Below are 23,459 nucleotides of genomic sequence, written 5' to 3'. Positions count from 1 at the left end.
GGGGGTAGAGGCATGAAAATCTCCGACATACCGGACGGCTGATCCGCGCACGACTACGTGCCGCGATTTCGATCCTTGTTTTTGACCTACCGCCGAAAGCTTTGACTTCGGCGAAGTATTACGGCTGCTTGCCTGGAGTGTAAAATGGCTTTCAATAATCCTTCGATCACCTTTGGTACGACTGGGCTCCAGGGAGAATCCTCGAATAACCCCACGGCGCTGGACACAAGCAAAACCGGAGCGCCGGTGCTGTATGTCACGCAGCAGGACGGCAATATCTACCGCTACGAGATCGAGCGTCAGGACGACACGAACGGGGACGGAACCGACGAGTTCGTGGTCTCGGACACCACCCTGATCGACCTGATCCCCCAGACGATCCAGAACTACAACGACGACGGCACCCTGAACACGACGCAGCAACGGCAGGTGACCGGCATCGTCGTGACCAAGGACGACGACGGCAACGACGTGCTGTACGTGTCGTCCTCGGACTGGCGCATCGCGGTCGGCAACGACTCGGGGCTCGATACGAACTCGGGGCAGATCCACAAGATCGTGGTCGACCCGGATGGGAACGTTCTGTCCAGCGTCGCGATCCTGCGCGGCCTGCCGCGGTCGGAAGAAAACCACTCGACCAACGGTCTCGACATCTCGATCGACCCGGCCACCGGGGACGAAATCCTGTGGATCGCGCAGGGCGGCAACACCAACAAGGGCGCGCCGGGCAACAACTTTGCCGGCACGGTGGATTACGCGCTGTCTGGCACGATCCTGAAGGTCAACCTGACCGAGATGGAGAACTATGACATCCGTACCGACGCCAATGGCGATCTGTACGTGCTGGACCTGCCGACGCTGGACGACCCGACGCGGGACAACGTCGATCTGGTGAACGACCTCGGGCTCGATCCGTCCGAAATTCCCGAAAACTTCTCGATCGACCAAGGCCCCCTCGGACAAGAGGGCAACCCCGATTTCGCGGGTGGCCACAACGGTCTGAACATGGCGAAGATCACCGAGCAGGTGCTGGTCAGCGTCGGCGGCGAACTGACCTTCGTCGACAACCCGCTGGCGGTGCATTCGCCCGGATTCCGCAACCAGTACGACGTGCTGGTGACCGAGGAGAACGAGGTCTTTACGTGGGACAACGGCCCCAACGGCGGCTGGGGCGGCCAGCCGCTGTCGCAGGAAGATGGCCAGATCGTCGACGACTGGACCAGCGAATTTGCGACCAACCAGTTCAACGAAGGCGGCTCTGACGGCTTCGGCGACCAGCTGCACTACCTGGGCGAAACCACCGACGCCTACGGGCCGTATGGCGGCGACGCCAACCCGATCCGCGCCGCGCACGAGGCGATACAGGCGGCGTTCAACCCCGATGGCACCTACACCGGCGCCACCAGCAGTGATCCTGTTATCGCTAATGGTGTCGAGCTGTTCGCGAACGAGGCCGAGGCGCGCGCGTATCTTGCCAGCCTGCTGATCATCTACGAAGAGCAGGGCGACGGGAACTGGGTCGACGTGACCTCGGACACCGGGCTGCCGGCCGATTTCTTCGATGTGGTCAACGGTTACCTGTGGGCGCACCCGGGCAGTTCCTTGTCCGACCCCACCGCGTATTACGACGGCAGCAGCGTCATGGACGGCACGGCCTATTCGCCGGAAAGCCAGCTGCTGAACCAGAACAACGACGGCTCGCTGAAGACGGTGAACGCGTCCACCAACGGTCTGGCCGAGTATACGGCGACCTTCTTCGGCGGCGCGCTGGACGGCGCAATCATCGCCGCGTCCTTTGACGGAAACCTGTATTTCGAAAAGCCGATCGACACCGACGGCGACGGCCGCACAGACGCCGTAGAAAGCCTTGGCACCATCGGCGGCTTCGGATCGCAGCCGCTGGGCGTCACCGCGCTTGGCGATGACGGTTTCTCGTCCGAGGTGCTGATCGACGCCGACGGCGACGGGGTCGACGACTTCGCCGGGCTGATCTTTGCCGCGACCTATGGCGCGAACGACATCACCGTGTTCCAGCCCGGCGGCACGCCCGCCGATCCCAGCACCGACCTCGATCTCGACGGCGTCAACAACACGCTCGACAGCCACGTCGGCGACCCGGACAACGGGCTTGGGGTGCGCGTCGGCGCGGATGAGACCGCGCTGTGGCACTTCGAGCTGAACAACCCCGAAACGACTCCGACCGGCGCGATCCCGGATGGCAACAGCATCGCGGGTGACATCGGCATCAACGCCGTCTGGCGCAATGGCACCGACGTGCAGGTCGCGCCTCCGGGAGAGTTCGCGCTGTACGACGCGGGCGTCTGGAACCTTGGCGGCGCCTCGACCGTGGTCAGCATCGACGCGGCCAACAGCGGGTCCGCAGAGGGCGCGGCCAACGATCAGGGCGACGTGCTGGGCATCGGCTTTGCGGTGCAGAACGACGTGGGCGCGATCTCGATCCTGTCGGAAGGCAAGAACATCTTCGGCTATTCGCTGAACGACGGAAAGACTTGGGACGGCGGCGAGAAATACGGCCTTGTGGTCGGCCCCGGCAACCAGTCGACCTTCGTGCAGGCCGCCGTTGTCGTGCGCGACGTCGATGGGACGCCGACCTTCGGGGTCGAGCTTCTGGTGGAAGAGAACGACACGAACTCCAGCGTGTTCGTGGAAATTCCTGGGATCGAGGCGCCGGTGTCGGGGCTGGGCGACCCGAACATGCAGATCGCCATCGACCTTGACCTGACGCCGGGTTCGGCCACCGCGATTGCGCGGGCCCGCTATGTCACCGACGGTGCCTATACCGAGTGGGTCGAGACGCCCGCCATCGCCATTCCGCAGGACGTGATCAGCGCGATCCGGGGCACCTATCAGAACGGCGCGCAGACCACCGGCGCCTTCGTCGGCCTGCTGGCCACTACGGAAGAGGGCGACGACAGCTTCGGCGCCGACTGGGACCTCGTCGAGATCACCGGCACGCCGCTGACCTATGCCGAGGGCGAGATCCTGTACCGCTGGAACGCGGGCGATACCGATGTCGGCGCGATCGACGATGGCCCGGATTGGGTCCAGTCCGGTGCGGTCGTCACCGGCGCCTCGGCGCCCAGCACGCAGAACGGTTCGCAGAACGGGCTTGATCCGTCGGCGCCGTCGGACTCGACCCCGCTCGACCTTTATACCAACGAATATTACGGCACCGACCCAAGCGTGCCCTTCGGGCTGGAATTCGGCGATGGCGCGCTGCCGGACGGCTACTATGCGGTTCGCCTGTTCATGGCCAACGGCTTTGACGGCACCAGCGCGATCGGCCAGCGGGTGTTCGACGTGTCGGTCGAAGAGGCGCTGTTCCTCGATGACATCGATCTGGTGGCAGAGTTCGGCCACAAGGTCGGCGGCATGTTCGAGTGGATCGGCTATGTCAGCGATGGCACCATCGACATCGACTTCTCCCACGTGACCGAAAACCCGCTGATCAACGCGGTCGAGATCGTGGCGCTGGACACCACGCCCGGCGGGCCCGGCATCTCGGTCGTGCCCACGGCGGTGGCCGAGGGCGACAGCGGCACCACCGGCGTTTCGGTGACCGTGCAATCGTCCGAGGTCGTGCCGTCCGGCGAAACGGTGTTCTTCGACCTCGAAATCCGCGGCGCCACCAACGGCGCGACGCCCGAGGTGGACTTCACTGTCCCGGGCGCGGTGTTCAATGAATCGACCGGCACCTACAGCCTGTCGGGCGAGATCGCCGGCAACTCGGCTGATTTCACCTTCGCCATCGACATTATCGGCGACACAGATGCCGAGTTCAGCGAGAACATCGAAGTCGCGCTGGTTTCGGTCAGCGGGGCAGGGTCCTACATCGCCACGCCGGTGACGCCGGTCACCATCCTGAACGACGATGGCCCGGTCGACGGCGTCATCCTGTACCGCGTCAACGCGGGCGGCCCGACCGTGGCGGCCACCGACGGCGGCCCGGACTGGACCGGCGATACCGACTCTGAGAACTCCAGCTTCCTGACCAACCCCGGTTCCAACAACGATTACCCGTCCGACGGGGTCGCCACCGGGCCGATCGACCTGACCGACGTCGCAGGCTATGGCGCGCCGGAAGCGGTCTACGGGATCGAACGGTGGGATGCCGTGGACGATCCGTCGGGCGAGATGGCGTATTCCTTCGACGTGCCCGCGGGCACAGAGGTCGAGATCCGTCTGCTGCTGGCTGAGAACTTCGCCGAACTGGCCGACACGGACGCCAGCGGCGACCCGACCGGCGACCGCGTGTTCAGCGTCAGCGTCGACGGCACCGTTCCGTCCGCCTTCCAGGACATCGACCAGTACGCGCTGGCCGGTGCGTTCAACAAGGCCGCCGTGGTGACCCATACCGTGGTCAGCGACGGCACCATCAACCTTGAATTCCTGCACGGGATCGAGAACCCGGCGATCAAGGGGATCGAGATCGTCGCCGTCGGCGGCTCGCCGTTCTCGCTTGTCAGCGTCGGCGACCCGGTTTCGGCCACGGTCGAGGAAACCGGCGACACCGGCTTTACCACGCTGGTCTTCCCGGTGACTTTTGACACCCCGCCGTCGTCCTATGTCGAGGTCGAGTATTCGGTCGACATCAACGGCACGGTCACCTCCGGCCTGACCCAGTCGCTTGCCATCGGTGACGGCGAGATCACCGTGCAGGTGCCGAACGACGCGCTGGACAACGGCGACGACGCGGTCACCGTCACGCTGACCTCGGTGGTCAGCGGCCCGGCGGTCATCGACGGCACCACCGCGTCCGCCACCGTGACCGAGGACGACATTGCGCCCATCGTGGCGGCGGTGAACGTCGGTGGTCCGGCCCTGACGCAGGACGGCATCGACTTCGAAGCGGACAGCTATGCCGACAACGGCACCGTGTTCGAGGATGGTTTGGGCGGAACCCCGGACCAGCCGGTCTTCGACGGCACCGTGTACGAGACCGAACGCTTCGGCGGCGCGCCGGGGACAGAACCCTTGTCCTTCTCGATCCCGGTCGATCCCGGCAGCTACACCATCGAGTTGTACTTCGCCGAGATCTATCAGGACGGCACCGCCATCGGCGGCCGGGTGTTCGACGTCTACGTCGAGGGCCAACTGGTCGTCGCCAACCTCGACATCCTTGCCGAGACGGGGGGCGACATCAATCAGCCGGTGGTGATCCAGCTGCCGGACACGTTCTCGCCGGACCAGTTCGACGAACTGGACAAACTGGACATCACGCTGGAGGCCAGCGCCGACAACGCCAAGCTGTCGGCCATCGTCGTCCGCGAGGCGCCGCAACCCACCGGAGGTGCGGCGACGCTGGCCGTCACGGTGGACAGCAACGACGTCCAGATTTCGAACTTCGGCGGTGACTCGTTCGTGCTGACCAACACCGGCACCAAGAAGATCGTGCAGCTGGACATCGACGTGACCGATGCCCTGTATCCCGACAGCGTGTTCGACCCCTTCGGGCTGGCCGGCGACACCATCGCCAAGCAGCTTGAGATCAACAGCGACAGCGGCACGGGCGTCAATGCGCCGACCTCGGCGGCCTACATCGGCGCCGGCGGCATCGACGGCTTCGAGGGTCTGCGCCTGACCTTCGACACTGCCACCAATGGCGGGTTCGAACCGGGCGACACGGTCGGTTTCTCGGTCGACATGGACCCGAATTCGATTGCCGGGGCCGAAAAGGGCACGCTCGACAGCGGCGCCGATCCCTCCTGGGACATCGGCGGCGTCTCGGGCGCCGAACTGATCGGATCGACCTTCACCATCACTTTCGAGGATGGCACCACCGCCACAGGTCAGCTGATGGGGGCGAACAATCAGGGCGGCAGCCTTGGCCTTGCCTCGCAGGACAGCCCGGACCTTGGCGTTACGCTGCAGGTCAACGGCCTTGATGCGGGCGATGTTGGCACCTACGCCGACGGCGGTCCCACGGTCACCATTCAGGGCGAAGCGGGTCAGACCGCGCGGATCGTCCTGACCAAGGGCATCATCCAGCCGGTCGAGAACAACTTCACCGGCACCTACGGCGACCAGCTGGACGCCCAGCTTGCCGCGCTAGAGGCGTCGGACTTCCCGGCCAACAACGCGGCCGAGTTCCAGACCGTCGACATCCTGCTGGACGGCACGGTGCAGGACATCACCACGATGTTCGACTTCACGCAGGTGCCGGGCTACGACCTTCCGTTCAACGAAGCGCAGCTTCCGCTCGGCTTCGTCGCGGCGGTCATCGACCCGGCCAACGACGACCTGCCGCTGGGTCCTGTGTCCGCTCCGGTCTACCTGACCTACAGCGAGAACGCGGCCCCGGCCATCGACGCGATCCCCGCGATCGTGATCACCGAAGGCGAGGACGCGACATTCGCCATCGTCGCGACGGATGCCGAGGGCGACACGATCACGCTGTCGGTCGAAGTGACCGACGACTCCGACGGAACGCCCGTCGATCCGGCCAGCTACAGCTTCACCGACAACGGTGACGGCACCGGCAGCTTCGCGTGGACGACGGGAGAGCCGGATGACGGCACCTATTCGATCGAAGTGACCGCAAGCGACGGCACGTCCACGACCACGCAGGTTGTGCCGCTGACCGTGAACGAGGATGTTCCGCCGCAGCCGGGCGACGTGCTGTACCGCGTCAACGCCGGCGGCGTGAACCAGGTTGCGTCGGACGGCGGGCCGGACTGGACCGCGGACACCGACGCGCAGAACTCGCCGTATCTGGTGAACCAAGGCTCGAACAACATCTACACGACCGGTGCGTCCGTCGATATCTCGGGTCTCGCGGAGTACGGGATCACCGATGCGGTGATGGGGATCGAGCGGTACGACACCACCGGCGATCTGAACGGTGAAATGTCGTATTCCTTCGACGTTCCCGAAGGCACCGAGGTCGAGCTGCGCATCTACGTGGCCGAGCTTTACACCGGGCTTTTCGACGCAGACGGCAGCGGGGATCCGACCGGCGACCGCGTGTTCGACGTCAGCGTCGATGGCTCGGTCCCGGCGGAACTGGCCAACATCGACCCCTATGGCCTTGGCGGCGGCTTCAACGTCGGCTCGGTCGTGACCTACACGCTCGTCAGCGATGGCACGGTCGACGTGTCCTTCCTGCACGACGTCGAGAACCCGGCGGTCAAGGCGATCGAACTGGTCGTCGCGGGCGAGCCGGACACGGCCGCTCCGGTGGCTGAACTGGTCGCGCCGGACGTCACGACGCCGGAAAGCACTTATCAGTTCGAGGTCACCTTCGACGACGAAACCGGCATCGACGTGTCGACGCTGGACAGCCTCGACGTCACGGTGACGGGCGCCGGAGGCAGCTTTGTCGCCGCAGCCACGCTGGTCGGGGTGGACGTCAGCGCCGATGGCGCGCCGCGCACCGCGACCTACGAAATCACGCCGCCGGGCGGGTTCTGGGTGCCCGAGGACAATGGCACCTACACCATCACCCTGAACGACGGCGAGGTCGCGGACCTGCTGGGCAACGCGATGCCCGAACAACAGCTTGGCAGCTTCACCGTGGACGTCGAGCCGCTGGATCAGGTCGAGGGCGGATCGCTTCTGGTCGAGATCACCCCGGGCACCGGGCTGGACTCGTCGACCTTCGCGGGCAGCAGCTTCATCCTGACCAACGAAAGCGCGCCGGGCGTGCAGATCGCGTCGGTGACCTTCAACCTGCAGGGCGCGATCCTGCCCGAGATCGTGTTCGACCCGACCGGGTCGGGCGGCGACGCCACCGCGTCTCCGTTCACGCCGAACTCGGGGGCTGCGGTCACGGGGCTGGTGGTGCCGTCCGATCCGTCGTCCGATCCGTTCTCGGATCCGCGCAACGGCGGGTATGACACGCTGACCATCGACTTCACCGACTTCAACCCGGGCGAACAGTTCACCTTCACGACGGACATCGACCCGAACAACATCCAAGGCGTCGAGGGGGCCGGCAACGCGGGCTCTGTCTCGGGGTACGAACTGATCGGTTCGACCGTGACCGTCACCTTCACCGACGGGGTCAGCACCGAAGTGTCGCTGGCCAGCCTGTTCGACGAAAGCGTCGTGACCGGCGGACCCGGCTCGCTGGGCGGATCGGCGGCGCGGATCACCACGGACGACCCGGTTACGACGCCGACGCTGACCATCGTCGATGCGTCGGGCGACACCGTCCCGTCGCTGTATGGCGACCAGATCGAGCTGACCTCGTCCGACTTCACCGTTCTGGTGACGGGCGAGCCCAACGGCACGGTCGAACTGCTGCAAGCCGACACGCGGTTGTATATCGCCAGCGGCGACGCGCCGTTCGGTGTGACCCAGGCCGAACTGCCGTACCATTCCAACGAGGCGATGAGCGGCAAGGTCCTGACCACCGTTCAGCTTGACGCCTCGGGGCAGGCGCAGGTGCCGCTGTCGCTGCTGAAGACGCTCAGCGGCAACGGCACGCCGGACGGCGGGGTCAACTCGATCATCGCCGTGTCGGTCGATGGCACGGGCAACATCAGCCTTGCCTCGCCGCCGCTGATGGTTCGTCAGGATACCGAACTGGTCTACGACGTTCCCGGCGTGACCGAGTTCAACGGCACCAATGGCGACGTGGAAGAGATCCCGCACAGCGACATCTACGAGATCCCGGCGGGCACCATCGCCTTCTCGTTCATCGCGGCGGACACCAACGGCCCGCAGGGCCTGTTCGTGAAGGACGCCAGCTACTTCGTGGGCGGCGGCAACCACTTTGCCCTTTACCTTGACGGCGGCACGCTGGTCGCGCGCTTCCAGGACGGGTCGACCTCGGCGATCATGGAATTCCCGGGCATCGTCGCGGGGCAGGAATACGAGGTCGCGGCCACCTTCGGTCCCGATGGCGTGGAACTGTGGGTCGACGGCAACCTTGTGGGCGACAGCCCGCTGGTGATGGATTGGACGCAGAACGTCGAATACATCCAGTGGGGCGGCCGTGGCTGGGGCAGCCAAAGCGGACAGCCGGGCTTCGACGCGCCGTTCGAAGGCATCATCGCGGACAAGCAGATCTACGCCGGCGTTCTGGACGCGGCCAAGATCGCTTCGCTTGCCGGGTCGTCCTCGGCGTCGAACACCGATCCGGTGGCGAATGACGACGCCGTCGTCACCGACGAGGATACGCCGATCACCATCGACCTTGTCGCGAATGACACCGACGCCGACGGCGACACCCTGACGGTGTCCGGTATCCTAGGCCAGCCGAGCAACGGCAGCGCCGTGCTCGAGGCGGACGGGTCGGTCACCTACACGCCGGATGCCGACTTCTCGGGCACCGACAGCTTCACGGTGACGGTCACCGACGGGCTGGGCGGGACCGATACCTCGACGGTCAATGTCACGGTGAACCCGATCAATGACGGGCCGACCGCGACGGACGATACGACGAACGCGATCGTCGGTACGCCGGTCGAGATCGACGTCCTTGCCAACGATACCGATCCGGACGGCGACACGCTGACGCTTGTGTCGGCGACGGACGGCAGCAGCGGCACCACCGTGATCCTGGATGGCAAGGTGACCTACACCCCGAACGCGGGCTTCATCGGAACCGACAGCTTCAGCTACATCGTGCAGGATCCGTCCGGCGAAACCTCGGAAGCGACGGTCGAGGTCATCGTGACGGCCGAGCCGAATGCAGAGCCGGTGGCGGTGGATGACACCATCACGGTGGCCGAAGACGGCTTCATCGCGTTCCAGCCGGGCGACAACGACACCGATGCCAACGGCGATACGGTAATCGCGTCCAGCATCGCGTCGGGACCGTCGAACGGGATTGCGCGTGTCTTGGAAGACGGCCGCGTCACCTACACGCCCGATGCCGACTTCAACGGCACCGACAGCTTCGAGGTCACGGTGACGGACGGGCAGGGCGGCTTCGACACCTCGACCGTCACGGTCGACGTGACGCCCGAGAACGATGCGCCGGTCGCCAGCGACGACAGCGCCTCGACCATCACGGGGCAGCCGGTGGTCATCGACGTGTTCGGCAACGACACGGACGTCGATGGCGACCCGCTTAGCATCGCCAGCCTGACCGATCCGTCGCAAGGCACGGTGACCGTCAACGCCAACGGCACGCTGACCTACACGCCTGATGCCGGGGCCACCGGGCAGGACACGTTCGACTACACCATCACGGACGGTGAATTCACCAGCACCGCGACGGTCACGGTCAACATCCAGTCCTTCCCGGCGCCGATCTACGAAGAGACTGGCGACCAGTCCTTCAACGGTGCGAACAACGGCGTGATCCAACTGCCCCACGACTCGATCTACGAGATCGAACAGGGCACCATCGCCTTCAGCTTCGAGGCGGCGGACACCAACGGGGCGCAGGGCCTGTTCGTGAAGGACGCATCCGGCTATGTCGGCGGCGGCAACCACTTCGCGATGTTCCTTGAGGGATCGAACCTTGTGGTTCGCTTCCAGGACGGGTCCAGCGAAAGCACCCTGACGATCCCCGGTATCGTCGCCGGACAGGAATACGACGTCGCGGTGACCTTCGGGCCGGACGGCGGCAGCGTGTTCCTTGACGGGGCCGAGGTCGCCTTCACGCCGCTGGTGATGGATTGGACGCAGAACGTCGAATACATCCAGTGGGGCGGACGCGGCTGGGCCAGCGCCAGCGGTCAGCCGGGCTTCGACGCTCCGTTCCAAGGCACCATCACGGATCGGCGCATCTTCGATGCCGAGCTGACCCAGAACCAGATCGACCAGCTGTTCACGGACGGCCCGGTCAACGGCGATCCGGTCGCGGTGGACGACACGCTGACGGTGTCCGAGGACGGAACCGCCAGCCTGTTCCCGCTGAACAACGACATCGACCCCGAAGGCGATGCGATGTTCGTCGACTCGGTCGTCGGCGGCCCGTCCAACGGCACCGTGGTCATCGGCGCCGGGGGCGAGGTGTTCTATACGCCGGATGCGGATTTCTTCGGCTCCGACAGCTTCACGCTGCGGATCGAGGACAGCTTCGGCGGGTCTGACACCTCGGTCGTCAACGTGGACGTTACGCCGGTGGCGGACGATCCGGTCGCGGTGGACGATGATGCCGCGACACTCACCGAGCAGGCGGTCGTGGTCGATGTGCTGGGCAACGACTTCGACGTCGACGGCGACAGCCTGGACGTCACGTCGGTCGGGACCGCGTCGAACGGCACCGTGGTGCTGAACGCCGACGACACGATCACCTACACGCCGGACGCCGGGTTCAACGGGGTCGACGAGTTCGTCTACACCGTGGCCGACGGCACCGGCGGAGAGGACACGGCGACGGTGTCGGTCAACGTGAGCGAAACGCCGGTGGTGCCGGACCCGATCTTTGCACAGCTCGGGACGGTCAACTACTCCGGCTCGTTCGGCGACGTCGACCAGTACGCGCACTCCACCGCGTTCTCGATCCCCGAGGGCACCATCGCCTTCTCGTTCGTGGCTGACAATCCGGGGGCCAAAGGTGGCCTCGTGGTCAAGGACGCATCGGGCTACGCGGGCGGCGGCAATCACTTTGCCTCGTACCTCGAGAACGGCGACCTCAAGCTGCGGGTTCAGGATGGCTCCAGCGAGTACATCATGACCTTCGACGACATCGTCGCGGGGCAGGAGTACGAGGTGGCGGTGACCTTCGGACCGGAAGGCATTCTTGCCTATGTCGACGGCGAGGTGATCGGGTCGAACGCCAGCTTCGAGATGGACTGGACCGCCAACCAGGAATACCTGCAGATCGGCGGTCTGGGCTGGGCCTCGGCCTCTGGTGCGCCGGGCTTCACCGATCCGTTCGATGGCCGCATCGCCGATGTCGAGATCTTCGACACGGCTCTGGACAGCGACCAGATCCAGATCCTGGCCGACACGTCGTCCTTCGACCTCGTCTGACGACGGCACATCGAAACAGGGGCAGCGGGCGGAAACGTCCGCTGCCTTTTCGTTTGGAAGGCGGGGCGGTGAACGACGGGTGCGCCGGACCTACAGCGCGGCCGCGCGAGATCTTAGGCCCGGGTCTGCCGCAACCAGCGCCACCACAGCCCGTGCCAGTTCGCTGCCATCGTCGGCGATGCGGATCGTGGTGCGGGGCAGCTTCGGCAGGCCAAGGCCGGTGGGCGCCGCGACCAGATCGCGATCCGCCAGCGACAGGGGCAGCGCTGCAACGGCAAGATCGGCCCGAACCGCCGCAACCTGACCCATCGACGTGTCGCTGGAATAAGCGACCCGGTGGGCGCGGTCCGCCGTCTGCAGGGCGGTCAGCGCCGCATCGCGCCACGCGCATCCGATCTCTGCCACCGCGATGGGAAGCGGCGTGCGCTCGGCCGCGCGTCCGCCGTCCAGCACCAGCCACTCCAGCGGCTCCGAGAACAGCGCGCGCGACGGGATGGCCGGTGGCCCGACATCGTTGAATAGGGCCAGATTGACGTCGCCATCGGTGATCCCCTTAAGCACGCTGTCGCTTGTCCCAAGCCGGACATCGACCTGAAGGTTCGGGTGCGCCTCTGCCAGACGGCGCAACAGACCCGGCACAAGCGAGACGCCAAGGTCGTGCGGGGCGGACAGGGCAAGGCGGCCAGCCAGTGCCGAGGTCTGGAACAGCGCGAAGGTCTCGTCGTTCAGGCCAAGCAGGCGGCGCGCCTGTCCCAGCAACGTCTCGCCTTGCGCCGTCAAGGCAAGGTTGCGCGCGTCGCGGTCCAGCAGCCGCGCGCCAAGAACCTCTTCCAGCTTGGCGATCTGTAGGCTCACGGCAGAGGGCGATTTGTGAACCCGCGCCGCCGCGCGCCGGAACGATCCGGTTTCACAGATCGCCACGAAGCTGCGCAGCCCGTCAAGGTTGAGGGTCCGGTTTGGCGCCTCTGGCCGGTCTGCTCCGTTCTGTGTTTCGATATCCTGTATCATTGGGTCAGATCATATCGTTTTTCTGCACATGCTCCAGCTTTTATCTAGCGGTCGTATCGGATGGAAAGGGCATGTCGATGTCGGTGCGGACAAGTTTGGCGGGGCTGGGTTGGGCGATCACGGCGATTACGATCTGGTCGGGGTCGCTGGTGATGCTGCGGCTTGGCGTGACGACCAGCCTGAACGCCTATGACCTGACCATGCTGCGGTTCGGGGTGGCGGCGGTGATTTTGGCACCCGTCGCCCTGCGGCATGGGGCCGGAACCGACAAGTTGGGCACAGCCGGGGGCGGAGCGATGGTGGTCGCGTTCGGGGCGCCCTATGTGCTGCTGATCGCCCTAGCGATGAAGACTGCCCCCGCGGCCGCAGCGGGCGCGCTGAACCCGGGGGTGATGGCCGTCGTGTCGGTCGTGCTGGGCCGGGTCGTCCTTGGCGACGCCGTCGGCGGCCCTCGAAGCGTCGGGCTTGCCGTGACGGCCTTCGGGATCGTCCTGTTCACCCATGCCGGCGGCGCCGTGACGACGGGCCACCTGATCCTGATCGCGACCGGCGTCCTTTGGGCCGGATATGCCCTGATCGTCCGTCGCGCGGCGGTTCCAGCCCTGAACGCCACAGCCATCGTCGCCGTGGGATCGGCGGTGGTCTATCTGCCCGTCTATGTCGTGGCGCTGCCCAAGCAGATTGGCGCGGCGCCCCTGACGGACATCCTTGTGCAAGCTGGGTTTCAGGGCGTTCTGGTCAGTGTCGTTGCGATCTACGCGTTCAATCGCTCTGCCGAAGTGCTGGGGCCGGTGGCGGGCGCCAGCCTGCCGGCGCTTATCCCGGTGGCGACACTGGGCCTTGGCGTCGTGGTGCTAGGCGAACCGGCCGGACGCGGCGAGGTCGCCTCGGCGATACTGCTCACCGCCGGGCTGGTGATGATCCTCGTCGGTCGGCCCGGTCGGCGGGCCGGAACACCAATGACCCAACATTTCGGAGTAAAGTAGGATGCCTAACGCAAAGAGGTTTCACCATGACGGCGCGCAAATCGGCTATCGCGACAGCGGAGAGGGCAGGCCGGTCGTCTTCGTGCATGGAACCGGCGGCGATGGAGAGGCGAATTTCGGCGGGATGGTGCCGCATCTGCCGGGAAGGCGCGTTCTGCGGCCGGACTATGCGGGGTCGGGGCTGACCCAGGATGCGACAGAGGCGCTCACGCTGGATGGGCTTGTCGCGCAGATCGTCGCCGCGGCGGACCACGCCGACATCGACACCTTCGATCTGGTTGGTTTCTCGCTGGGCGCGGCGGTTGCGACACGACTGGCCGCGCGTCATCCGGGCCGGGTCCGCAAGCTTGTCCTGATCGGCGGCTTTGTCACCGGGTCCGATCCTCGGTCGCGACTGCAATTCCAGCATTGGGCGCATCTGGCCCGCGCCGATCCCGATGCGCTGGCCCGGCTTATGATCCTGACCGGGTTTAGCCACGATTTCCTGTCCGGCTTGGGGGATCTCGACGCGATCGTCCGCGATATGGTCGACGGCAGCAATTGGCACGGGGTCGCACGGCAGGCAGAATTAGATCTGCGCGTGGACATTTCCGACGACCTTCGCTTGGTGAAGGCCCCAACGCTTGTTCTTGCCAACCGTTACGACCAGATGGTCGACCCGGCTGCGTCGGAAACCATCGCGGATGCCATCGAAGGCGCCGACCTGCGCTGGATCGAGGGGCCGCACCTCGCCTTGATGGAAAAGCCTTCCGTTATCGGGGCGCTGTTACATGACTATCTGAAGGCTTAGACCGCACGGCTAAAGCTGCCGCTGGCTGGGTCCACACCGGAACCTGACCCACTGGACCCGCCGTCGTTATCCATCTGTCACGCCGAACTCGTCGATCCCGGCCAAGGCGCCGGACCCGCGAACGGCGTCAAGGAACGCGGTCTGCACCCGTTTCGCAGGCTCGTTAGCGCGGTACAGGGCGCAGACGGAAACGCGCTGCGCTGGGTACAGGGGGCGGTATTCCAGCTTATAGCGGTGCCCGGCGTGTGCGGTCAGGGAATCCACCAGCGTCGGGCCGATCCCGGCCTCGGCGAGCAGGCAGGCCAGCGAGGTATAGCGCACCTCGGCGATCGCGTTCTCGCGCAGTGTGGCGTTCAGGAAGCTGTCCTGCAGGATCAGGTTCAGCTTGGACGCGGGCTCGAACAGGACAAGCGGATAGCTGGCAAGATCGGCGGCGGTGACGGCCAGCTTCTCGGACAGGGGATGCCCGGGCGGGAAGGCGCAGACCATCTGCGCCAGCGCCAGTTCCTCGCGCACAAGGCCGGGGCGCTGGGGCGGGTTCAGGGCAAAGCCGATGTCGGCGCGTCGGGTTTCCAGCGACTCGAACAGCCCGTCGATCCGGCGCGAGTCGAGATTGATGCGGACCTCGGGGCGGGTGCCCACGAAATCGCGGATCACCGGCGGCATCAGCGCGTTGGCGACCGGCGGGGTGCAGACGATCCGCAGCGTCCCCATCGAGTTGGTCTTACGGCTGTCCAACCGCTGCGCAAAGACGTTGTACAACTCGAAAATCGCCTCGCTGTCGCGGAAGATCTCTTCGGCGTCAGGGGTGGGGACAAGCCGCTTGCCGACCCGGTCGAACAGGTCGAAGCCGATCTGCGATTCCATCTGCCGGATTGCGTTGGACACGGCAGGCTGCGAGACGCGAAGTGCCTCGGCGGCGGCTTGCGTCGTCCGAGAGCGCATGACCTCACGGAAGGTCTCCAGTTGTCGAAATGTTAGCAATTCGTCCGGGCCTCCTGCCGAATTCTGCGGCAATATAATGTGAAGTTATCAACGGCATTCAATTATTAATCAACGGTGATATTGCCGCATGAAATCTGCCGTGCTGACCTGCGGGCACTGGTCCTCACTCGGCCGGTGCATCGCAGGTCACGCCGTATCAAGATTTCCGATTGTCCGCTGATGCCCACGCCCGAGCGTAACGTCACAAGGAGCGATCCAATGAAAATTGCTACGAATTTCACGGCCCTTGCCGTGGCCGGCCTGATGGCGGGCACCGCCTCTGCCGAGGTCCTGCGCTGGTCCTCGCAGGGGGACATCGTCACCCTCGACCCCTATGCGCACACCGAAAGCTTCACCTCCAGCGTCCTGCACCACATCTACGAGCCGCTGGTGCGGCGGTCGAAGACGCTGGCGATCGAGCCCGCGCTGGCCACCGAATGGGAAATCATCGACCCGACCCGCTGGCGGTTCACCCTGCGCGAGGGCGTGACCTTCCACAACGGCAACGACTTCACGGCCGATGACGTGGTGGCCTCGGTCGAGCGGATGCTGCACCCGGATTCGCGGGCGCGCGGCAACCTGTCGGCGGTCACCGGCATCGAGAAGGTCGACGACTATACCGTCGATTTCCTGATGGCCGGGGCCTATCCGCTGCTGCTGAACGACCTGTCCGGCATCTTCATCATGGACAAGGAATGGATGGAGGAGCACGACGCGCTCGAGCCGGGCAACATCGCCACGGGGAAGACCTCTTACGCGTCGACCAATGCCAACGGCACCGGGCCGTTCTCGCTGGACAGCTACGCCCCGGACGTCGGCACCGTCATGTCGGTCTTTGAGGGCTGGTGGGACGAGCCCGAGCATAACCTGACCGGCATCGAATTCCGTCCGATCACCTCGGACGCGACGCGTGTCGCGGCGCTGATGTCGGGCGAGTTGGACATGATCGCGCCGGTTCCGCTGCAGGACATCGACCGGCTCGAGGCCGCGCCGGGCTTCAGCGTGGAACAGGAACCCGCGCTGCGCCTGATCTTCCTTGGCCTGAACTACCGCGACGAACTGCTGGGCATGCCCGGCGAGCCGAACCCGCTGCTGGACGTGAATGTCCGCAAGGCGCTGTGGCACGCCATCAACCACGAAGGTCTGCGCGAGCGGGTGATGCGCGGCAACTCGCGCACCGTCGGCAGCATGGTTGCGCCGCCGGTTCCCGGCTATGACGAGGCAAGCGACGTGCCGCTGGAGTTCGATCCCGAACTGGCCAAGTCGATGCTGGCCGACGCTGGGTACGAGGACGGCTTCAGCGTCAAGCTGGACTGCCCGAACGACCGCTACATCAACGACGAAGCGATCTGCGTCGCGGTCAAGGCGATGTGGGAACAGGTCGGCCTGAGCGTGGACCTGAACACCGAAAGTCGCGCCACCTACTTCCCGAAAGCCACCAACGGCGAGACGGACATCTACATGCTGGGCTGGGCCACGCTTCCCGCGATGGACACCTGGAGCGTTATCCGCGCGCTGCTGGCGACGCAGGACGACACGCTGGGCGGCAACAACTACAACGGTTTGTCCGACGCCCGGATCGACGAGATCGCCGCGCAGGTGGCCGTCGAACTGGACGAGGAAACCCGTCTGTCGCTGATGGCCGAGGCGCTGCAGATCACGCATGACGAAGCCTATTACATCCCGCTGCACCAGCAGCCGGTTGCGATGGCCCTGCGGGACGGTGTGTCGGTTCCGCAGTTTGCGGACGAGTACATCCGTCTGTGGTTCTCGACGATCGAAGAGTAAGCCAAGATGGTCCGGATGCTTCTTTCCCGATTGGTGCAGGCGGTGCTTGTCATGCTCGCCGTCACCGCTCTGTCCTTCGCGATGTTCCGCTTTGTCGGGGATCCGGTGCAGATGATGTCGCGGGAGGAAGCATCCGTCGAAGAGCGCGAGGCGCTGCGAGAGCGGCTGGGGCTTAACGACGCGATCATCGTGCAATACGGCCGGTTTCTCGGCCGTGTTGCGACCGGCGACATGGGGGTCAGCTTCCGCAACCAGCGCGACGTGGGCGAACTGATCGCCGAACGCGCGCCGGCCACGCTGGAACTGGTCCTTGTCGCCACCATCCTTTCCCTATTGGTCGGCATCCCGGCGGGCGTGCTGTGTGCATTGCGCCCGAACGGCATCCTGTCGCGGCTGGTGCAGTCCGGATCACTGATCGGGATCTCGGTGCCCACCTTTGTGACCGGGACGCTGCTGATCCTTGTGTTCTCGGTCACGTTGCGATGGCTGCCCTCTTTCGGACGCGGAGAGACCGTTGACCTTGGCTGGTGGACGACCGGGTTTCTAACCTCATCCGGGCGCGCCGCGCTGGTGCTGCCCTCGGTCACGCTGGGGCTGTATTCCATGACCCTGATCATGCGGCTCATCCGGTCCGAGATGATCGACATCCTGTCGACCGACTATGTCCGCTTTGCCCGCGCGCGGGGGCTTCCCGCGCGGCACATTCATTTCCGGCTGGCGCTGAAGAACGCGCTGATGCCGGTGATCACCGTCACCGGCCTGCAGGTCGGCTCGCTGATCGCCTTCGCGATCGTGACCGAGACGATCTTCCAGTGGCCCGGGTTGGGGCTGCTGTTCATGCAGGCGGTGATCTTCGTCGATATCCCGGTGATGACCGCCTACCTGCTGCTGGTCGCCGCCGTGTTCGTCGTCATCAACACGCTGGTGGATCTGACCTATGCGGTCGTCGATCCCCGGCTTCGGACGCGGGGGGCCTAGTATGGCAAGCGCCGTGAAACGCCTGACCCGCGTGATGCCGCCCTATGTCATCGCGGCCGCGACGGTGGGCCTGCTGATCATCCTTGCCGCGGTCTTCGCGCCGTGGATCGCGCCGCAGGATCCGACCTCGACCATGAGCTTCAACCTGATGGACAGCGAACTGCCGCCCGTCTGGATCGACGGCGGCGACCCGCGCTATCTGCTGGGCACCGACAACCAAGGCCGCGACCTGCTGTCGGTGATCCTGTACGGGACCCGCATCTCGGTGATGATCGGGGCAGGGGCGGTGCTGCTGGCCGCGACCGTGGGCGTGTCGCTGGGCCTGATTGCTGGCTACTTCGGCGGCTGGATCGAAACCATCGTGATGCGCATCGCGGACGTCTTCCTGTCGCTGCCGACGATCCTTCTGGCGCTGTTGGTGGCGGGCATCGCGCGCGCGGTCATTCCCGACGCCGACAGCGTGTTCTGGGCGCCGATCATCCTGATCGTGGCCATCGGCATCAACGAGTGGGTGCAATACGCCCGCACCACCCGCGCCTCGACGATGGTCGAAGCATCGCGGGACTATGTCCGCGCGGTGCGCATCATGGGCCTGCCGAACCGCCGCATCCTGTTTCGCCATATCCTGCCCAACATCGTCGGGCCGGTGCTGGTGATCTCGACCATCAACCTTGCCGCCGCCGTGCTGACCGAGGCGACACTGTCCTTCCTCGGGGTCGGCATGCCGCCGGACTATCCGTCGCTAGGCACCCTGATCCGCATCGGCAACGAGTTCGCCTTCTCGGGCATCTGGTGGATCACGCTGTTCCCGGCGATCACGCTGGTGGTGCTGGTGCTGGCGGTAAACATCACCGGCGACTGGCTGCGCGACCGCTTCAATCCCAAGCTCGAGGGCAAATCATGACCGAGGCGCTGCAGATCGAAGGGCTGCGGGTCGAGTATCCCCGTGGCGACGACACGGTGATGGCGGCGGTCGATGGGCTGTCGCTGTCCATCGGCCCGGGCGAGATTCACGCGCTGGTCGGGGAATCCGGGGCGGGCAAGTCGACCGTCGGCAACTGCATCATGGGCCTTCTGGACCCGCCGGGGCGCATCGCCTCGGGGTCGATCCGGATCGCGGGGCGTGCGCTGAACACGGCGACGGGCCGCGTCGACGGGCTGCGGCCCGGTCGTGATATCGGCGCGATCTTCCAGGACCCGATGACCGCGCTGAACCCGTTGTTCACCATCGGGCAGCAACTGTCCGAAGGGATGCGCCACCACCTGAAGATCGGCAAGGCCGAGGCACGGGCGAAGGCGCTGGAGCTTTTGCGCTCGGTCGAGATCCCCGAGCCCGAGAAACGGCTGGACCAGTATCCGCACCAGCTGTCCGGCGGGCAGCGTCAGCGCGTGGTGATCGCCTCGGCCCTGTCGTGCGACCCGGACCTGCTGGTCGCGGACGAACCGACCACCGCGCTGGACGTCAGCGTGCAGGCGACGATCCTTGACCTGCTGCGGGATCTGGCCAGCCGCCGCAAGCTGGGCGTGCTGCTGATCACGCACAACATGGGCGTCGTGGCGCAGATCGCGGATCACGTCACCATCATGCGCCACGGCCAGACCGTCGAAAGCGGCCCGTCCCGGCAGGTGCTGGGCCGCCCTTCGGCCGACTATGCCAAGGCTCTGATCGGGGCGGTGCCCCGGCTGGACCGCAAGCTGCACCGCTTCCCGGTGATCGAGGCGCAGCACGAGGGCGAAGCCGCCGCGCAGGAACAGATCGCGGCGCGCGTGAAGCGGACCGTGCCGGAAGGGACCGAACTGCTGTCGGTCGAGAACGTCGGCATCACCTATGGCGGCGGCTTTCTTGGCGGTCCGGGGTTCAAGGCGGTCGAAGGCGCAAGCTTTGCCGTCAAACGCGGCGAGATTTTCGGCATCGTCGGCGAATCCGGCAGCGGCAAGTCCACGCTGGCCACGGCCATCGCCGGGCTGTTGCCGGTGTCCGAGGGCCGGATGCGGTTCCGGGGCGAGCCCTTGCGCGTCCGCCGGCCGATCCCGGTGCGCCGCGCGATCCAGATGATCTTTCAGGATCCGTATTCCTCGCTGAACCCCCGGATGCGCACCGGCGCCGCGATCCACGAGCCGCTGGATTTCTACGACACCGGCGACGGCACCACGCCCGAAACGCTGGTCGAGGCCGTGGGCCTGCCGCGCGACGCGGCGGCGCGGTATCCGCACGCCTTTTCGGGCGGTCAGCGGCAGCGCATCTCGATTGCGCGGGCGCTGGCGGGGCAGCCGGACCTGCTGATCTGCGACGAGCCGACCAGCGCGCTGGACGTCAGCGTGCAGGCGCGGGTGCTGAACCTGCTGAAGGATCTGCGCGACCGCACCGGGCTGACCATGCTGTTCATCAGCCACGACCTCAGCGTCGTGCGCCAGATGTGCGACCGCATCGCCGTCATGAAATCGGGCCGCATCGTCGAGCTCGAAGACGCCGAAACCCTCTTCACCCGGCCGCGCGATCCCTACACGCGCGACCTGCTTTCTCTCATCCCGACACTGGACGGCCTTGCCGCCGCGCCGCAACCTGCAGGAGCACCCCTTGGCTGACCTGATCATCACCAACACAATCGTCGTCACCGTCGATCCCGAGCGCCGCGTCCTGTTCGACGCCGCCATCGCGATCAAGGGCGACCGTATCGCCGACATCGGCCCCAGCGCCGAGATCGAGGCGAAGTATGCCGGTGTGAAAACCATCGACGGCGCCGGAAAGATGGTGCTTCCCGGTCTGGTCGACGTTCACGCCCACGCGGGCCACGGTCTGATCAAGACGCTGGCCTCGGGTGACAGCGCCAAGTGGTTCGACGCCTGCAAGGTCGCCTATACCACCGCCTCGACGCCCGAGTTCTGGCACGCCGAGGCGCAGCTTGCCGCGTTAGAGCGGGTGCGCTTCGGCGTCACCACCGGCGTGTCGCTGCTGGGCGGCGGCGATTCCATCATGCGCACCGATGATCCGGATTATGGCGACGCCCATTGCGACGGCGTGGTCGAGGTCGGCACCCGGTCCATCGTGGCCGTGGGAACCACGCGCCCGCCGCACCCGCTGACCTACGCCCGCTGGGACGGCGACAGCAAGACCGAGTTCCCGGTCGATTTCGACCGCCAGCTTGCGACCTCGGAAGACCTGATCAAACGCCGCCACGGCTCGGAAGGTCGCCGGATCAACTTTGCCCTGCTGACGCCGACGCTGCGCGCCGAACACGTCGACACGCTGGGCGAGGCCACGCTGGAAGAGGCCCGCAAGCAAGCGCAGATCGTGTCCGGCAAGGCGCGCGAGTACGGCATCGTCTTCACGCAGGACGGCCACCGCAACGGGTCGGTCGCCTATGCGCACGAGATGGGCATCCTTGGCCCCGAGGCGCTGTTGTCGCATTCCACCGACCTGACGGACGAGGAAATCGCGATCTGTGCCGAAACCGACACCAAGATCGCGCACAACCCGTCGGCCATCGCATCGGTCTTCGGACGTTGCCCGGCGCCGGAACTGATGGCGGCGGGCGTGACCGTGGGGCTGGGCTCTGACGCCACCGCGCCGGACCGGTCCGGCGACATGTTCCGCCACATGCAGCAGCTGATGCACTATCACCGCCGCCACTTCCGCGACCCGTCGTGGATCCCGCCCGGAAAGGCGCTGGAAATGTGCACCATCGACGGCGCCAAGGCGCTGGGGATGGAGGACGACATCGGCTCGCTCGAGGTGGGCAAGAAGGCCGACATGATCCTTCTCGACCTGCGCCGCCCGCACATCTACCCGGCCAACATGCACGTCAGCCACGTCATCAACTTCGCCAACGGCAACGACGTCGACACGGTGATCTGCGACGGCAAGGTGCTGATGGAAGGACGCTCGGTGTCCTCGGTCGATGAGGACAGCGTGCTGGACGCGGCGCAGCGCGAGACGGACCTGATGCTGAAGCGCGGCGGGTTCGAGCACCTGACCGAGATCCCAGACAGCTTCTGGGACAGCCTTCAGATGAACAGCAAGGCGTCCTGACGCCTGCACGCGGCCCCGGCGCCGGGGCCGCGATCCGACCCTGCCTTGGACCAAGGAAACGTGATGCGAGAGATTGTCGTCGGGGCCGCCCAGATGGGTCCGAACCAGAAATCCGACACCCGCGAGGCTGTCGTGGCGCGGATGCTGTCCCTGCTGGATCAGGCGCGGGACAGGGGCTGTACGCTGCTGGTCTATCCCGAGCTTGCCCTGACCACCTTCTTTCCGCGCTGGTACATGGAAGACCAAGCCGAGGTCGATACGTGGTTCGAGTCCGAGATGCCCAATGCCGCCACCGCGCCTCTGTTTCAGCGCGCCCGCGACTACGGCATCGCGATCAGTTTCGGCTATGCCGAGAAGACCCCGGAAGGGCAGTATTTCAACACCCAGATCCTGACCGACCGCGAGGCGAACATCATCGGCAAGTACCGCAAGGTGCATCTGCCGGGCCATTCCGAATACGACACCGAACGCGCCTTCCAGCATCTTGAGAAACGCTATTTCGAGCCCGGTGACCTTGGGTTTCCGGTCTGGCGCACGCAGGACGCGCTGGTCGGCATGGCCGTCTGCAACGACCGCCGCTGGCCCGAGACGTATCGCGTCATGGGGCTTCAGGGGGTGGAACTGATCGTGCTGGGTTACAACACGCCGTCGGTGAACAGCCAGATGAGCAAGGAAGGGCTGGCGGAACGCCTGTACCATTCCGAGCTGTCGATGACCTCGGGCGCATACCAGAACGCGACATGGGTGGTCGGCGTCGCCAAGTGCGGCGACGAGGACGGGCACCCGCTGATGGCCGGGTCGATGATCGTCGATCCCAACGGCTTCGTCGTGGCGCGGGCCGAAACGGAAGGCGACGAACTGATCACCCACGCCTGCGACATGGACCTGTCGGTGTTCGGCAAGGAAACGATCTTCGACTTCGACCGGCACCGCCGGATCGAGCATTATGGCCTGATCACCTCGCAGACCGGGGTGGTGCGGCCCGAGTAGGCCCTTGCGC

At 65.7% G+C, this 23,459-nt stretch carries 11 protein-coding genes; 9 read left to right on the top strand and 2 right to left on the bottom strand.

Going from position 1 to position 23,459, the window contains the following annotated elements:
• Nucleotides 1-246 precede the first annotated feature (246 nt).
• A complete protein-coding gene (locus P1K30_RS04180; protein WP_275631406.1) occupies nt 247-11,895 on the top strand; it encodes an Ig-like domain-containing protein in 11,649 nt (3,882 codons plus the stop codon).
• Nucleotides 11,896-11,985: 90 nt separating this feature from the next.
• Here P1K30_RS04180 and P1K30_RS04175 read toward each other — a convergent pair whose 3' ends face one another.
• Nucleotides 11,986-12,903, bottom strand: a complete 918-nt coding sequence (locus tag P1K30_RS04175; RefSeq protein WP_275631405.1) for a LysR family transcriptional regulator — start codon at nt 12,901-12,903, stop codon at nt 11,986-11,988.
• A gap of 71 nt (nt 12,904-12,974) precedes the next feature.
• Here P1K30_RS04175 and P1K30_RS04170 point away from each other — a divergent pair, with 71 nt between their 5' ends.
• Nucleotides 12,975-13,889, top strand: a complete 915-nt coding sequence (locus tag P1K30_RS04170) for a DMT family transporter (RefSeq protein ID WP_275631404.1) — start codon at nt 12,975-12,977, stop codon at nt 13,887-13,889.
• A 1-nt stretch (nt 13,890) separates the two neighbouring features.
• Nucleotides 13,891-14,679, top strand: coding sequence for an alpha/beta fold hydrolase (locus P1K30_RS04165; RefSeq protein ID WP_275631403.1), 789 nt, complete (start codon nt 13,891-13,893; stop codon nt 14,677-14,679).
• 66 nt (nt 14,680-14,745) lie between these two features.
• On the opposite strand, the gene P1K30_RS04160 is transcribed toward P1K30_RS04165, so the two are convergent.
• Nucleotides 14,746-15,663, bottom strand: a complete 918-nt coding sequence (locus P1K30_RS04160; RefSeq protein WP_275631402.1) for a LysR family transcriptional regulator — start codon at nt 15,661-15,663, stop codon at nt 14,746-14,748.
• Between the two features lie 219 nt (nt 15,664-15,882).
• Here P1K30_RS04160 and P1K30_RS04155 point away from each other — a divergent pair, with 219 nt between their 5' ends.
• The 6 genes from P1K30_RS04155 to P1K30_RS04130 all read left to right on the top strand — a co-directional run bounded on the left by P1K30_RS04155 (nt 15,883) and on the right by P1K30_RS04130 (nt 23,449).
• On the top strand, nt 15,883-17,451 hold the full coding sequence (locus P1K30_RS04155; protein ID WP_275631401.1) for an ABC transporter substrate-binding protein: 1,569 nt from the start codon (nt 15,883-15,885) through the stop codon (nt 17,449-17,451).
• Nucleotides 17,452-17,457: 6 nt separating this feature from the next.
• Nucleotides 17,458-18,429: an ABC transporter permease gene (locus P1K30_RS04150; RefSeq protein WP_275631400.1), complete on the top strand. Its 972-nt coding sequence runs from the start codon at nt 17,458-17,460 to the stop codon at nt 18,427-18,429.
• A gap of 1 nt (nt 18,430) precedes the next feature.
• Complete coding sequence (locus P1K30_RS04145) at nt 18,431-19,333, top strand: ABC transporter permease (protein ID WP_275631399.1); 903 nt, start codon at nt 18,431-18,433, stop codon at nt 19,331-19,333.
• Nucleotides 19,330-21,015, top strand: a complete 1,686-nt coding sequence (locus P1K30_RS04140) for a dipeptide ABC transporter ATP-binding protein (protein WP_275631398.1) — start codon at nt 19,330-19,332, stop codon at nt 21,013-21,015. The genes P1K30_RS04145 and P1K30_RS04140 overlap by 4 nt, the downstream gene beginning before the upstream one ends.
• Nucleotides 21,008-22,459, top strand: coding sequence for an amidohydrolase family protein (locus P1K30_RS04135; RefSeq protein ID WP_275631397.1), 1,452 nt, complete (start codon nt 21,008-21,010; stop codon nt 22,457-22,459). Before P1K30_RS04140 ends, P1K30_RS04135 begins: the two co-directional genes overlap by 8 nt.
• A gap of 63 nt (nt 22,460-22,522) precedes the next feature.
• Nucleotides 22,523-23,449, top strand: a complete 927-nt coding sequence (locus P1K30_RS04130; RefSeq protein ID WP_275631396.1) for an N-carbamoyl-D-amino-acid hydrolase — start codon at nt 22,523-22,525, stop codon at nt 23,447-23,449.
• Nucleotides 23,450-23,459 lie beyond the last annotated feature (10 nt).

This window comes from Psychromarinibacter halotolerans (assembly GCF_029168315.1).
Classification (GTDB): domain Bacteria; phylum Pseudomonadota; class Alphaproteobacteria; order Rhodobacterales; family Rhodobacteraceae; genus Psychromarinibacter; species Psychromarinibacter halotolerans.
Note: the sequence above shows the minus strand (reverse complement) of the source record. Positions and strands in the feature narration are given on the sequence as shown.

Bases quoted from the DNA above. Each gene is read 5' to 3' on its own strand.
- P1K30_RS04175 (WP_275631405.1), bottom strand. From the start codon at position 12,903: ATGATACAGGATATCGAAACACAGAACGGAGCAGACCGGCCAGAGGCG.
- P1K30_RS04170 (WP_275631404.1), top strand. From the start codon at position 12,975: ATGTCGATGTCGGTGCGGACAAGTTTGGCGGGGCTGGGTTGGGCGATC.
- P1K30_RS04165 (WP_275631403.1), top strand. From the start codon at position 13,891: ATGCCTAACGCAAAGAGGTTTCACCATGACGGCGCGCAAATCGGCTAT.
- P1K30_RS04155 (WP_275631401.1), top strand. From the start codon at position 15,883: ATGAAAATTGCTACGAATTTCACGGCCCTTGCCGTGGCCGGCCTGATG.
- P1K30_RS04150 (WP_275631400.1), top strand. From the start codon at position 17,458: ATGGTCCGGATGCTTCTTTCCCGATTGGTGCAGGCGGTGCTTGTCATG.
- P1K30_RS04145 (WP_275631399.1), top strand. From the start codon at position 18,431: ATGGCAAGCGCCGTGAAACGCCTGACCCGCGTGATGCCGCCCTATGTC.
- P1K30_RS04140 (WP_275631398.1), top strand. From the start codon at position 19,330: ATGACCGAGGCGCTGCAGATCGAAGGGCTGCGGGTCGAGTATCCCCGT.
- P1K30_RS04130 (WP_275631396.1), top strand. From the start codon at position 22,523: ATGCGAGAGATTGTCGTCGGGGCCGCCCAGATGGGTCCGAACCAGAAA.